The 12,946-nt window shown below is 58.1% G+C and carries 14 protein-coding genes; 10 read left to right on the top strand and 4 right to left on the bottom strand.

Translation table 11 applies throughout. The features are described from left to right. Positions 1-3 precede the first annotated feature (3 nt). Positions 4-630 (bottom strand): MotA/TolQ/ExbB proton channel family protein, encoded by a 627-nt coding sequence (locus tag FGO67_RS10020; RefSeq protein ID WP_138441638.1) that lies wholly within the window; start codon positions 628-630, stop codon positions 4-6. 72 nt (positions 631-702) lie between these two features. Beyond that, positions 703-3,186, bottom strand: a complete 2,484-nt coding sequence (locus FGO67_RS10015; RefSeq protein WP_420844505.1) for a DNA internalization-related competence protein ComEC/Rec2 — start codon at positions 3,184-3,186, stop codon at positions 703-705. A 44-nt stretch (positions 3,187-3,230) separates the two neighbouring features. On the opposite strand from FGO67_RS10015, the gene FGO67_RS10010 reads away from it, so the two are divergent. After that, positions 3,231-3,761, top strand: coding sequence for a DUF2062 domain-containing protein (locus tag FGO67_RS10010; protein ID WP_203300562.1), 531 nt, complete (start codon positions 3,231-3,233; stop codon positions 3,759-3,761). Here the strand turns inward: FGO67_RS10010 and FGO67_RS10005 are convergent. Together FGO67_RS10005 and FGO67_RS10000 are read right to left on the bottom strand one after the other, a co-directional pair. After that, positions 3,749-4,438 (bottom strand): ABC transporter ATP-binding protein, encoded by a 690-nt coding sequence (locus tag FGO67_RS10005; protein ID WP_203301173.1) that lies wholly within the window; start codon positions 4,436-4,438, stop codon positions 3,749-3,751. The two genes, FGO67_RS10010 and FGO67_RS10005, sit on opposite strands and share 13 nt — an antisense overlap. A gap of 13 nt (positions 4,439-4,451) precedes the next feature. Further along, positions 4,452-5,693 carry a lipoprotein-releasing ABC transporter permease subunit gene (locus FGO67_RS10000; protein ID WP_203300561.1) on the bottom strand — a complete coding sequence of 414 codons (1,242 nt, stop codon included), beginning with the start codon at positions 5,691-5,693 and terminating at the stop codon, positions 4,452-4,454. Between the two features lie 122 nt (positions 5,694-5,815). Here FGO67_RS10000 and FGO67_RS09995 point away from each other — a divergent pair, with 122 nt between their 5' ends. The 9 genes from FGO67_RS09995 (at position 5,816) to infA (ending at position 12,826) form a co-directional block, all read left to right on the top strand. Beyond that, positions 5,816-6,403: a PilZ domain-containing protein gene (locus FGO67_RS09995; protein WP_203300560.1), complete on the top strand. Its 588-nt coding sequence runs from the start codon at positions 5,816-5,818 to the stop codon at positions 6,401-6,403. Positions 6,404-6,511: 108 nt separating this feature from the next. After that, the gene (locus FGO67_RS09990) at positions 6,512-6,811 is read left to right on the top strand and encodes a hypothetical protein (RefSeq protein WP_203300559.1); all 300 of its coding nucleotides are present in this window, start codon (positions 6,512-6,514) and stop codon (positions 6,809-6,811) included. A 132-nt stretch (positions 6,812-6,943) separates the two neighbouring features. Beyond that, positions 6,944-7,978: an agmatine deiminase family protein gene (locus FGO67_RS09985; protein WP_203301172.1), complete on the top strand. Its 1,035-nt coding sequence runs from the start codon at positions 6,944-6,946 to the stop codon at positions 7,976-7,978. Beyond that, entirely contained in the window at positions 7,975-8,898 is a 924-nt protein-coding gene (locus FGO67_RS09980) for a carbon-nitrogen hydrolase (RefSeq protein WP_203300558.1), read from the top strand. Before FGO67_RS09985 ends, FGO67_RS09980 begins: the two co-directional genes overlap by 4 nt. Before the next feature lie 7 nt (positions 8,899-8,905). Beyond that, positions 8,906-9,817, top strand: a complete 912-nt coding sequence (locus FGO67_RS09975) for an AAA family ATPase (RefSeq protein WP_203300557.1) — start codon at positions 8,906-8,908, stop codon at positions 9,815-9,817. Between the two features lie 137 nt (positions 9,818-9,954). Continuing rightward, positions 9,955-10,908 (top strand): thioredoxin-disulfide reductase, encoded by a 954-nt coding sequence (gene trxB, locus FGO67_RS09970; RefSeq protein WP_203300556.1) that lies wholly within the window; start codon positions 9,955-9,957, stop codon positions 10,906-10,908. A gap of 189 nt (positions 10,909-11,097) precedes the next feature. Then, the gene (gene aat / locus FGO67_RS09965; protein WP_203300555.1) at positions 11,098-11,811 is read left to right on the top strand and encodes a leucyl/phenylalanyl-tRNA--protein transferase; all 714 of its coding nucleotides are present in this window, start codon (positions 11,098-11,100) and stop codon (positions 11,809-11,811) included. Next, the gene (locus FGO67_RS09960) at positions 11,812-12,525 is read left to right on the top strand and encodes an arginyltransferase (protein ID WP_203300554.1); all 714 of its coding nucleotides are present in this window, start codon (positions 11,812-11,814) and stop codon (positions 12,523-12,525) included. An 82-nt stretch (positions 12,526-12,607) separates the two neighbouring features. Beyond that, complete coding sequence (infA, locus tag FGO67_RS09955; protein WP_014421226.1) at positions 12,608-12,826, top strand: translation initiation factor IF-1; 219 nt, start codon at positions 12,608-12,610, stop codon at positions 12,824-12,826. Positions 12,827-12,946 lie beyond the last annotated feature (120 nt).

Raw genomic sequence — 12,946 nt, 5'->3', positions numbered from 1 at the left:
CGTTCAGGCTCCTTCCACGTCGATTTCGCGGTCTCCGTGCACAACCTCAACCAGCTTGATGGCCTCTTGCTCCATGCTGACCACCAGTTCGTCGACACGGCGGATGAAATAGCGGTGGGCAATCAGGGCCGGAATCGCAACGCTCAGACCCGCAGCCGTGGTAATCAGGGCCTCCGAGATGCCGCCTGCGAGATTACCGGCATTGCCGACACCAGCCAGCTGAATCTCGGCGAACACCTTGATCATGCCGATCACGGTACCCAGGAGACCAAGCAGCGGTGTGATGGTAGCCACCGTGCCCAGCGGGTTCAGGAACCGTTCGAGGTCGTGAATCACCTGGCTGGCTTCATGCTCAATACTCTCTTTCATGATCTCGCGACCGTGCTTGGCATTAAGCAGGCCACCCGCCAGAACGCGGCCCATGGGAGAGGATCCCTGAAGCGCCTTCAGCTTACGGCCATTGAGTTCTTTCTTCTTGATCCAGCGCCAAAGCTCATTAAGGGTCTGGGACGGTGCCACCCTGGACGCACGCAAGGTCCAGAAACGCTCCAGGATAATGGCGAGGGCCAGAATGGAACACGCAACAATAGGCACCATCAAAATGCCACCGGCTTTCAACAGCTCGAACACGCTCGGTCTCCCTGATAGTTTACAAGCCGCGCTACTTTAGCATAGCTGCCGTGGCAGGCCACACCCGTTGTGTCACGGTATCGCACATTCATCCCGGGCCTGCCCTTTCGCGCCAATCCAGAACGGTGTATCCAGGCGCTTCTCTTTGATGGTCAGGCGGTTATCCTCAATGACTGCCACCAGCATTCCGGAACAGGCCGTACTGAACGCGCTCACCCCACGATTACGATAGCGGGCCGTTACGCTGCTGTGAGGGTGCCCGTATCGGTGCCGGTAACCGGAGGAGTAGATCACCACGTCCGGAGTTAAAGCTGACACCCACTGGGGCGAAGAGGATGTCTTGCTGCCATGATGAGGCGCAAGCACCAGCCGCGTCGCATCCGCCGCCAAAGCCCCCCGCCCGCGCAGGTATGACAGATAGAGCGCCTCAGTTGCGGCGCTGATATCGCCGGGCAGCAGCCACTCAGTGCGAGATGGCGGATGCTCAATCCGGACCACGCAGGAGGCATCATTGCCGGTCGGCGAACTACCAGTTTGCCAATAGTAAATGTGCAATCCTCCTAACGCCTCATCCGCCAGCGCGCAGGGCTGCACGACAAGGCCGGACGCTTCGCCCAGCTTTTCCCGAACGGCCAACACCTCACCGGTGACCAGCTTTCCTATCTGGATAGAGCTGGCCAGCGTTGCCAGGCCACCGGAGTGATCGCTGTCGGCATGACTGATTACCAAGGTATCGATACGGTGTACCCCCAGCGCTTTGAGATTCGGCAGCAAAGTCGACTCCACAGCCGAGAACACACCCGGTACTGCTGGTCCGGTGTCGTACAACAACACCTTGTCCTGATGCCGCACCAGTACCGCCAGGCCCTGCCCGACATCCCAGACTCGCAGCTCTGGCTCAACCAGATGGGGATTGGGTCGCTGGGATGCCGGTGATTGGAGCATTGCCAGCCAAACCATGAACAACAAACCGGCGCAGATGCCACCTCCAGGCGTAGGCACTTTCACCAACAACAGCACCAGTCCCGCCAGCCCCATCACCTCCCCCGGCCCCACCTCAATGACCGGAGACGGCAATTCCGCCAGGTAGGTCAACACCACCCAGAGCATTCCCATGAGTCCGTCACAGAAGGGAACCACCATCTCAAAGGCGGCCGGCACGATCGCCACGACCACAGCACCGCCAATCAGACCGGGCATAACCACCAGCGAAACCCAAGGAATAGCCAACAAATTGGCCAGCCCACCGATCAAGGGCTGGCCCTGCCCGAACACCTGCAGCAGCGGCCAGAGCCCGGCAAACAGCGCGCCCTGGGCCAGCAAAAGTGTCCCGAACCACCCCAGCGGCCGAAGCCCTGCTGCAAAGACCCAGATCAGAACAGCAACCGCGCCAAATGACAGCCAGAAACCCTGATCCAGCGGCGCAAACGGATCCAGCAATAGAACCGCCGCCAAGGCCCAGACCCACGCCTGCCAAGCCGGAAGTTGACGCGCGAACAGCAATGACCAACCGCCCACCCACACCATGAGCAGCGCTCTTTGGGTTGGAACGGTGAACCCGGCCATCAAGGCATAGACCAGACAACAAATCATCACCGCGAAAAATAAACAGCGGCGCTGTCCAACTTCTCCGATCCAGGTCAACGGCAATGCCAGTAGCAGCCTGCGCACCAGAAAACCCGCACCGAGCGCAATCAACCCCAGGTGCAGACCGGAGATGGCCACCAAGTGGATGGTGCCGGTGGCCTGCAAAACCTGCCAATGGGCGGGCGTCAGGTGCCCCCGATCACCCACCAACAGGGAACTGATCAAGGGCCGATGGTCGGCACTGGCAAACCGACGCTCAACCCAATTTGCAATCCAGTGGTGTGCCTCGTGGTAGCGGCATTTTAAGCTGCACACCACGGCGTGATCCGGCACTGCCTCCCGGACCGTCCCCGTCGCCCGGTAGCCTTTGCGAAATAGCCAGTCTTCATAGCGAAATCCAGCGTCGTTCAGGGCACCGTGAGGACGTTTCAGGACCAGCTCAAGTCTCAAACGGTGTGAAGGCAAACGGCGTTCGGCTTGTCCGTACCAAGCAAGACGCAGAAACTGCGGTAGCTCGAGGGTTTGACTCGAGGAATGGGGGCGCTGGTGCCATTGAGTGACACAGAAGCTGAAGCGGAGACTGTTAAAGCTTCCGGGCGATGGGATGTCACAGACGTAGCCGGAAACCGACAAGCGCTGCCCTTCCATGCCGGCCGGCAATCTCTCAGCCAGGCGCCCAGCAGCGTGCCAGCTGGCCCAGGCCAACCCTATGATCAGGGCCATGCTCAAGACAGCCATACGGCGAAGTGGATACTGACGGGCTCGAAACGCAATGCAAAAAGCTGTAATAAAGCTCGCCACGATCCATTCCGAAGGTGGCAACATCGACAGCCAATACAGTAAGATAACGCCGCACGAGAAGGCGAAGGCACCCGCGACCGCTAAACCGCGCCCAGATGCGGACCCGGGTCGGGTAATTGAGTTTTCGGACAATCCTTGTCCTCCGATTTGATGATCCACCGGCAGCATCCATGCTTCCGGAATTCACACGCAAATAACAGGCAGAGCTTCCAATGCCAAAGAAGTTCATGAAACGCTATCTGCCAACACCAGAGAAGGTGCAAGCGATGAAATCGCTACGCTTTCTTGGCGATATCCTTCATGAACCCAATCTCTGGCACATCAACCGCCACAGCGTTGCCCGTGCGTTTCTGGTCGGCATCTGGTTCTGCTTCATCCCTATGCCCTTTCAGATGATCGGTGCTGCCTTGTTCGCGATCTGGTTCAACGCGAACCTGCCGCTATCGGTAGTGCTCGTCTGGATCAGCAACCCGATTACCATGCCGCCAATCTTCTATTTCAACTACAAGGTAGGCGCCTGGGTACTGGACCGGCCAGTCCTCAACTTCGAATTTGAGCTATCCTGGGCCTGGATCAGCGAGCGCCTGCTGGATATCGGAATTCCCCTGTACCTCGGCTCGCTGATGGTGGCCACGGTTTCCGCCTGCATAGCCTATCTGATCATCCAGTTCCTGTGGCGGCGCAAGATACGCTCCGACTGGCGCTTGCGCCGTGGCCAACGGGCCGCTGATCAAACCTCCTGAACCAGCCGCCCCTGCTCAAGACGCAAGACCCGCCCCAAGCTTCGTGCCATCTTCATGTCGTGAGTAACCATCACGAACGAGATGCCCAGCTCATCCCGAAGCGATTCGATCAGCTTGCGTACACCTTCCCCCGTGTGCTCGTCGAGGTTGCCCGTCGGCTCATCCATCAGCACGCACTGGGGCTCGTTCACCAAGGCGCGGGCGATGGCCACACGCTGACGCTCGCCGCCGGATAGCTCACCGGGTTTGTGGGCAAGCCGCTCCGCCAGTCCCACTTGGGCCAGAAAACCCTCCGCCTTTTCCTTGGCAGCGCTAACGGCCATGCCGCCAAGTGCGCACGGCATCATTACATTCTCCAATGCCGAAAACTCTGGCAGCAGGTGATGGAACTGATAGACAAAGCCCAGATGCTTGTTGCGGAACCGGGCCCGCCCGGCCTCCGACAGCCGGTGAATATCGTTCCCGCAAATTGAAATCTGACCCGAGGACGGCCGGTCCAGGCCACCGAGCAGGTTCAGCAGAGTGGTTTTGCCGGCACCACTGCTACCCACGATGGCCACCGTCTCTCCGGCCGCCACCTGCAGCGAAATGTCCGAGAAGATTGTCAGTTTTTCAGGCCCCTCGCTGTAGGTGCGGGTAACCTGACGACAATCGATAACCGGCGCTGTTTCGTGCATGTTCCAGTTTTCCTTACTCATAACGCAACGCCTCCGCCGGATCGACCCGGGAAGCCCGCCACGCGGGATAGATAGTCGCCAGCAGGCTCATGGCAAGGCCGGCACCGCTGATGATAAACACATCCTGCCATTGCAGCTGGGACGGCAGATAACTAATGAAGTAAACGTCGGCACTCAGGAACTGGTGCCCCAGCGCATCCTCCAGCCAGGAAATAAAGGCACTGATGTTGAGCGCACCGACGATGCCAAGGGCCGTACCAATGAGCGTGCCGAACACGCCGATTACGGCGCCCTGCACCATGAAAATACGCATGATTCGCCCGGGCGTGGCGCCCATGGTTCTCAGAATTGCAATATCCGCGGTCTTATCGGTCACCACCATGACCAGGGTCGAAACAATGTTGAAGGCGGCAACCGCGACGATGAACATCAGCAGCAGACCAATCATGGTTTTCTCCATGCGAATGGCCTGGAAAAGGTTGCCATGAGTGCGAGTCCAGTCGGAGATGTAGTACCGGCCCGGGAGCGAGCGGGCGGCCTGCTCTGCCACCTTGGGCGCTGCGAACAGGTCATCCACCAGCAGTCGAACGCCAAGCGCCTTACCACCGGTGCGCATTAGCTTGGAGGCATCGTCCATGTGGATCAGGGTGTAATTCCCGTCAAGCTCGGCACCGACGCTAAACACCCCCTTTACCGTGAACCGCTTCAACCTCGGCAAAACACCGGCTGGCGTTACCGAGGCCTCGGGCAGCACCACCGTGACCTTGTCGCCCAATTTCAGGCGCAAGCTGGCAGCCATCAGCCGGCCGATAATAATGCCGAACTCACCGGATTTGAGGTCGTGCAGGCTGCCATCGACCATGTGCCGTTCGATAATCGATACTGTTTTTTCCTGCTCCGGCAGAACGCCATTCAACAGAACCCCGCGCACGTTGCCGCCACCGGTCACCATACCCTGACCCTGAATAAACGGCGCCGCCGCCAGAACCCGTGGATGCTGCTGGACCTGTTCATCGATCGATTCCCAGTCCTGTAGCGGGCCGGAGCCTTCGATGACGGCATGGGGAACCATGCCGAGGATGCGTTGCTTGAGCTCCCGGTCAAAGCCGTTCATCACCGACAGAACGATGATCAACACCGCCACACCCAGCATCAGCCCGATCATGGAGGTCAGTGATATAAAAGAAATAAAGTGATTTCGACGTTTGGCCGCTGTGTAACGCAAGCCGATATAAAACGATAAAGGTCTAAACATGGGGAGGCGCCTGTCGCTACCTGCGGATCTGTCGTGGTCTGGTTTTCCCGACCGTCTTCCTGCGCACCGGGAAACTGCTAAACTATTCTCAAATAATGATAATTGAACGCTTCGGAGTCAGGATGACATCACCCAACAACCCCAGCGAACCGGCCGAACAAAGCCTGGAACGTCGAGATTACTTCCGTATTGAGGACCGGATCGGTCTCGAAATCCGAAAGCTCTCACCGATGGCTAACCCAGACGAAAAAGCGTTTGGCGACGATCACCTGGAAAGCCTGAAGGCCGAGTACCGGCGACTGGACCAGGATGTCAGATCCCAGCTTGCCAGTCTCGCCGAGCGGGACCGCCTGGTCACCGGGTTAATTAAGTCCCTGAATGGCAAGCTCGATACGCTCGCGCGCATTATGGCCTTTGAGCAAAATCCGTTGCAACCGGAAGACTGGCAGGAAGTTACGCTTAGCGAGGGCGGACTCGCCTTCACCGCCGCCCCGGAAACCTTCAGGACTGGCAACCTGCTTACCGTCCGGATGACTCTGCCCCCGGAGCTTTTTCAGCCCCGGGCGATTGCCGAGATTATCCATACCCACCTTGATAACGCTGGCGGTGAGCGCATCCACAGCCAATTCGTGCACATCCACGACAGTGACCGACAGCAGATTGCGCGGCATGTGATGCGCTGGCAAATTCGCCAACGCAAAAAAGAATAAACTACCGCACGTTTATGACTTTTCCCCGGTGCAGAAAGACATTACGCTTTATCCACATCGATACGATAACAATTTTCAGGCAAATCAGGCTCTAATGGAGAACAGTCAATGAAGAAAAATAACATGATGCTGAGTGCACTGGCTCTGGCGGCCTTTATCCTGGCACCGTCCGGCAACGTTGTTGCCGAGCAGATCACCATCCCGGTGGGCTCGCAGACGGATCGCGCAAGCATCAGCACCCCCCAAATCGGCATGAGCCAAGCCTCTGTGCGCGCCAAGTGGGGTGCACCCGTGGAAATCCAGGGACCGGTTGGTGAGCCGCCCATCAGCCAATGGTACTACCAGGACTTCATCGTCTACTTCGAAAAAGACCGCGTGCTGCATACAGTACTCAAGCCCAAGCGCTGAACTCTGTTACAGTCCAACAACCTGTACGGGCATGCCATTGCTGGCATAGCCCCTGATGTTTTGACGCCTGTTTTGGTTAGAATGGCGGCTTTTACGATTTAAGGTGGCAGTAAAGTGACATCCAGACGTGTGATGCCCGCTGAATGGGCCCCGCAAAGCGCAGTAATGCTGACCTGGCCGCATCCGGGAACGGACTGGGCTGCTGTTCTCGACCAGGTTGAACCCGTCTTCATAGCTATTGCTGAAGCGGTGCTGCGTTTCGAGCACCTGCTGATCAGCTGCGAACATGTGGTTCGAGTCCAGGAACTGGAGCAGACTCTGAATCGCTTTGCCCGTGAACAGGGCCTGCCGGGACGAGCCGTGTGCGTTCCCGCGCCCGCCAACGATACCTGGGCCCGGGATCATGGCCCACTGGCGGTAAAGAAGGACGATGGTTTGACCCTGCTGGACTTTCGCTTCAACGCCTGGGGAGGGAAGTTCCCCTGGGAAAAAGACGACGCCCTCAATCGACACCTGGCTAATGCCGGCGCTTTTGGGACCACACCCCTGGAGGCGGTGGGTTTCATATTGGAGGGCGGCTCTATTGAATCCGATGGTGAAGGCACCTTGCTCACCACCAGCGAATGCTTGCTGACACCGACCCGGAATCCAGCCTACGATCGCGCCGCTATCGAACAGTTGTTGTCCGAGCAGCTGGGTGCCGAGCGCGTGCTCTGGCTCAACCACGGCTTCCTGGCTGGCGACGATACCGACAGCCACGTCGATACCCTGGCGCGGTTCTGCAGCCCGGACTGTATCTGTTACGTAGCCTGCGATAACCCGGAAGACGAGCATTATGGTGCCTTGTCAGCCATGGCCGAGGAGCTGCGGGAATTCCGACAGCGCGACGGTTCGCCCTATCAGCTGACGGCCCTCCCCCTGCCCGATCCGATTTATGACGACGAAGGCAACCGGCTTCCGGCCACCTACGCAAACTTTCTGATTATCAATGGCGCCGTTCTGCTGCCCGTCTATGGCTCGGCTCAGGATGAACAGGCCATCAGCATCATGGCGGACCTGTTCCCGGATCGGGAGATCGTGCCCATTAATTGTCGGGCGCTGGTTCTACAGCATGGCAGCCTGCATTGCGTCACCATGCAAATTCCCGAAGGAGTTGTCGCTTCATGAGCAGCCGCCCCGACAGTCAACTGTTGAACCTGGCCGCTATCCAGCAGGCATGCAGTTCCGATAAGGCAGCGAGTCTCGCTACTACCGAAAAACTGGTGCGCGAAGCCGTCGCCAATGGCGCCAACCTGGTTGTGCTACAAGAACTCCACGCCACACTCTATTTCTGCCAAACCGAAGACACCGATGTATTCGAGCTGGCCGAGCCGATTCCGGGCCCTACAAGCGAGCGGCTTTCCAGCCTGGCGAAGGAACTCGGCATTGTTCTGGTCGGCTCCATCTTCGAGCGGCGGATGAATGGTGTCTACCACAACACCGCAGTGGTGTTTGAATCCGACGGCTCAATGGCGGGCATGTACCGGAAAATGCACATACCGGACGACCCGGGTTTCTATGAGAAGTTCTACTTCACCCCGGGCGATGCCGAATTCAACGATGGTCGCAGCGGCTTCACCCCGATTGAGACCTCTGTTGGCAAACTGGGCGTGCTGGTGTGCTGGGACCAGTGGTACCCCGAGGCTGCGCGTCTGATGGCACTGGCCGGCGCCGAGATCCTCATTTACCCCACGGCCATTGGCTGGGACGTAACCGACGACCCAGACGAGCAGGCTCGTCAGCTTGAAGCCTGGGTAACGGTGCAGCGGGGCCACGCGGTCGCCAATAATCTGCCCGTGGTTGCCCCGAACCGGGTCGGCACCGAGCCGGATCCCTCCGGGCAATCGGATGGCATCCGTTTTTGGGGTAACAGCTTTGTCTGTGGCCCCCAAGGCGAATTCCTCGCTTGCGCCGACGAATCCAGCGAATGCATTCTGAGTGTCACCATCGACCGAACCCGAAGTGAATCGGTCCGCCGCATCTGGCCGTATTTGAGAGACCGTCGCATTGATGCTTACAGCGACATCCTCAAACGCGTAAGGGACTGAGCCCGGAATGAAGAAACTGATTGATACCGTTGTTCACGAGCTGAACCAGATACTGCTTGGCAAGGATCAGCAAGTGCGCCTGGCCATGTGCGGCCTGTTGGCTCGGGGACACCTGCTGATCGAAGACATTCCCGGCATGGGTAAGACCACCCTGTCGCATGCGCTCGCCAAAATCATGGGCCTGAGCTATCAGCGCATCCAGTTCACCAACGACTTGTTGCCTGCGGACGTACTGGGCTACTCCATGTACGACAAGGAAGCCGGCAGCCTGGTGTTCCACCCGGGCCCGATCTTTGCCCAGGTGGTGCTTGCGGACGAAATCAACCGGGCATCACCGCGCACTCAGAGCGCCCTGCTGGAAGCCATGGAGGAGCGCCAGGTTTCGATTGAGGGCGAGACCCGTCCCCTGCCCCAGCCGTTTTTCGTCATTGCCACCCAGAATCCCATTGAACAGGGCGGCACCTTCCCGCTGCCGGAGTCGCAGCTTGACCGGTTTCTGATGCGCCTGCGCCTGGGTTACCCGGACCCGCGAGCAGAGCGGGAACTGCTGGAAGGCGAAGACCGCAAAGTAGTGACCGACCGGCTCCAGGCCTTGCTGCCCCAGGCCGAACTGGCCAGCCTGCAGGATGCGGTCAGCCGGGTAAAAACCAGCCCCGCCCTGCTCGACTATGTCCAGCGCCTGCTGGAACAAAGCCGGCGCATGCCAGGCCTGCTGTACGGCTTGTCCCCCCGCGCCGGCCTTGGCCTGGTGCGCGCCGCCAAGGCCTGGGCCCTGATGGAAGGGCGCCAGCACGTTCTGCCCGACGACATCCAGACGGTGTTCCCTTCGATTGCCGAACACCGCCTGGAACAGGGTGAAAGCGGCAAGAGCGAAGAGCGGGTTCGGCAACTCCTGGCGACCGTCTCTGTCCTTGAGTAAATAGCGAAGTTTTATAAGCGGAATTGGCCAAATCGAATGGCAGAAAGCACCATTCGTGTTAGCCTTTCGCCCTTTCTTGACAGAACTGGGCCCGGAAACGGCACTCAGCGTCGTACTGAATTTAGTGAGAGATAGACATGACCGATACCAAGCATTCCCGACTGATCATTCTTGGCTCTGGCCCTGCCGGATACACCGCCGCTGTATATGCAGCCCGAGCCAACCTAAACCCGACCCTGATTACCGGTATCGAAGTCGGCGGTCAGCTCACCACCACAACAGACGTGGACAACTGGCCCGGCGACAACGATGGTGTTCAGGGTCCGGAACTGATGCAGCGCATGCTCAAGCATGCTGAGCGCTTCGAAACCAGCATTGTTTACGACACCATCAACGAAGCCGACCTGCACAGCCGTCCGTTCCGCCTGAAAGGCGACAATGGCGAGTACACCTGCGACTCCCTGATCATCTCTACCGGCGCCTCTGCCATGTACCTTGGCCTTGAGTCGGAAGAGAAATTCAAAGGCCAGGGCGTATCTGCCTGCGCAACCTGCGATGGTTTCTTCTACAAGAAACAAAAAGTTGCGGTAATCGGCGGTGGTAACACGGCGGTCGAGGAAGCCCTGTACCTGTCCAACATCGCCGACGAAGTGACCCTGGTTCACCGTCGCGACAGCCTGCGTGCCGAGAAGATCCTGCAGGATAAGCTGTTCGAAAAAGCCGAGAGCGGCAATGTGAAGATCGTCTGGGATCACACTCTGGATGAAGTGCTGGGCGACGCTACCGGTGTCACCGGCATGCGCATTAAGAGCACCAAGGACGATTCCACCCAGGAAATCGATCTGGCGGGCGTGTTCATCGCCATCGGCCACAAGCCCAACACCGACCTGTTTCAGGGTCAGCTGGATATGGAGAACGGTTACATCCGTATTCGCTCCGGTCTTGAGGGCATGGCAACCCAGAGCAGCATCCCCGGCGTGTTTGCCGCCGGCGACGTGGCCGACCACGTCTACCGTCAGGCAGTCACGTCGGCTGGCTTTGGCTGCATGGCCGCCCTGGACGCCGAGAAGTTCCTGGATCAGCAAGACTGAACTAAGCTGGGAACAAAGCATCAATAGCATGACGAGACCAGTGGCAATTCATCACTGAAACTGTGCGGAGCCATGGATGGCGGAGCCAAGCGTACACGGATGTATTCACAGCGTGTTTCAGGGATGAATTGCCGCGGGTCGATACTCGAATGCAGGCATTATTCAGTTTGACTTCCTTACCGGAGCAGGATGACCTCACTACCCTGGCTTGATCCGGACCAACTCTGGTTCCCTCCCGTAGACGAAGCTCTCGAGGACCCCGATGGGCTCTTGGCTCTCGGCGGCGATCTGTCAACCGAACGACTCCTCCTTGCCTACCGAAATGGCATTTTCCCCTGGTACAGTGATGACCAGCCCATCCTCTGGTGGTCACCGGATCCACGCTGCGTATTGTTGCCCGGAGACATCCACGTATCCCGTAGCTTGCGCCGAACCCTGAACCAAGGCCGCTTCCGGGTTACCGCCGATCAGGCCTTCGGCCGGATTATTCGCCTGTGTGCAACCACACGGGCCGAGGGCACCTGGATTACCGAAGACATGATCGCCAGTTTCTCCGAACTGCACCGGCAGGGTGTGGCCCATTCCATTGAGGTCTGGAACCGGTCCGGCGAACTGGCCGGCGGCATGTATGGGCTCGCGATCGGGCAGTGTTTTTTTGGGGAGTCCATGTTTTCCCTGGAAACCAATGCCTCTAAGGTGTTGATGGTGCACTTGGCCCACCAGCTTCAGGAGTGGGATTACAGAATCATGGACTGCCAGGTGGAGAGCCGACACCTGCTGACGATGGGGGCGCGCACTATTTCACGCAGCGAGTTTTTATCTATACTCAAGGCATGCGTCGATCGAAAACCGAATCAACGTGACTGGGAAATCCGCTGGCAATGGTCTGGGCCGGAGGCGTGAATGAGCAATCTTAGAACACTGGTGTTCTTCGCAACCCCGCCTCACGATTGCAGCTACCTTCCGGATCGAGAAGCGACCACTATGTTCGTGGATCCGCGCGCTCACATCGACAAGAAACTGTACAGCCAGCTCACCGCCCTCGGTTTTCGTCGCAGCGGCTCACACTACTACCGTCCCCACTGCGAAAACTGCAACGCCTGCATTCCTGTTCGCCTGAAAGTAGATGACTTTGAGCCCGACCGGAACCAGAAGCGCGTATTGCGCAAGAATCAGGACTTGGAATACAGCCTGGTTCCGGCCCGGTTTAACGAGCACTATTACCAGCTGTATGCCCGTTACATCGAAGAGCGTCACAAGGACGGTGACATGTACCCGCCCTCCCCGGAACAGTTTTCTTCGTTCCTGGTGGAAGGCGCCACCGACTCCTGGTTCCTGGAGATTCGCCTGAACCATGAGCTGGTTGGCCTGGCAGCGATTGATCTGCTCGACGACGGTCTTTCCGCCATCTATACCATTTTCAAACCCTCGCTTGAGCACCGAAGCCTCGGCACTTTCGCCATTCTTTGGCAAATTGAGGAGGCCAAGCGACGGGGTCTGCCCCACCTGTACCTGGGCTACTGGATTCGGGAATGCCGGAAAATGAACTACAAAACCCGTTTCCAGCCCATTGAAGCCTTGCGGGAAGGGCATTGGCTGCCCATGGAGTTAAACTGATTTTTGCCAAAGGCTGATAAATCAGGCAGAATTGCGCAATTTAAAATCACGAGAAGTACATTCCACGAGAGGTTTCTACTGAATGGCGAAATCAGATGTCATTGAAATGGAAGGCGTCATCATCGATACCCTTCCAAATACCATGTTCCGTGTTGAACTCAGCAACGGTCACGTGGTGACTGCTCATATCTCCGGAAAGATGCGCAAAAACTACATCCGCATCCTGACTGGCGACAAGGTCAAGGTTGAGCTGACTCCCTACGACCTGAGCAAGGGCCGCATTGTGTACCGCGCCCGTTAAGGCCGACCGACATCTGAAAAGCCCCGTCCCGGGGCTTTTTTGTTGATGAGAACAGTTAGTCGCCGATACAAAAAAACCGCTGCGCAGCCTGGCGCCTTGCTATACCAGTTTGTGACCATT

The organism is Marinobacter sediminum, from assembly GCF_016820575.1.
GTDB classification, from domain to species: Bacteria; Pseudomonadota; Gammaproteobacteria; order Pseudomonadales; family Oleiphilaceae; genus Marinobacter; species Marinobacter sediminum.
The sequence above is the reverse complement of the archived record's forward strand: the minus strand, read 5'-3'. Positions and strand labels throughout refer to the sequence as shown.

Bases quoted from the DNA above. Each gene is read 5' to 3' on its own strand.
- FGO67_RS10015 (WP_420844505.1), bottom strand. From the start codon at position 3,186: ATGCTGCCGGTGGATCATCAAATCGGAGGACAAGGATTGTCCGAAAAC.
- FGO67_RS10010 (WP_203300562.1), top strand. From the start codon at position 3,231: ATGCCAAAGAAGTTCATGAAACGCTATCTGCCAACACCAGAGAAGGTG.
- FGO67_RS10005 (WP_203301173.1), bottom strand. From the start codon at position 4,438: ATGCACGAAACAGCGCCGGTTATCGATTGTCGTCAGGTTACCCGCACC.
- FGO67_RS10000 (WP_203300561.1), bottom strand. From the start codon at position 5,693: ATGTTTAGACCTTTATCGTTTTATATCGGCTTGCGTTACACAGCGGCC.
- FGO67_RS09995 (WP_203300560.1), top strand. From the start codon at position 5,816: ATGACATCACCCAACAACCCCAGCGAACCGGCCGAACAAAGCCTGGAA.
- FGO67_RS09990 (WP_203300559.1), top strand. From the start codon at position 6,512: ATGAAGAAAAATAACATGATGCTGAGTGCACTGGCTCTGGCGGCCTTT.
- FGO67_RS09985 (WP_203301172.1), top strand. From the start codon at position 6,944: ATGCCCGCTGAATGGGCCCCGCAAAGCGCAGTAATGCTGACCTGGCCG.
- FGO67_RS09980 (WP_203300558.1), top strand. From the start codon at position 7,975: ATGAGCAGCCGCCCCGACAGTCAACTGTTGAACCTGGCCGCTATCCAG.
- FGO67_RS09975 (WP_203300557.1), top strand. From the start codon at position 8,906: ATGAAGAAACTGATTGATACCGTTGTTCACGAGCTGAACCAGATACTG.
- trxB (WP_203300556.1), top strand. From the start codon at position 9,955: ATGACCGATACCAAGCATTCCCGACTGATCATTCTTGGCTCTGGCCCT.
- aat (WP_203300555.1), top strand. From the start codon at position 11,098: ATGACCTCACTACCCTGGCTTGATCCGGACCAACTCTGGTTCCCTCCC.
- FGO67_RS09960 (WP_203300554.1), top strand. From the start codon at position 11,812: ATGAGCAATCTTAGAACACTGGTGTTCTTCGCAACCCCGCCTCACGAT.
- infA (WP_014421226.1), top strand. From the start codon at position 12,608: ATGGCGAAATCAGATGTCATTGAAATGGAAGGCGTCATCATCGATACC.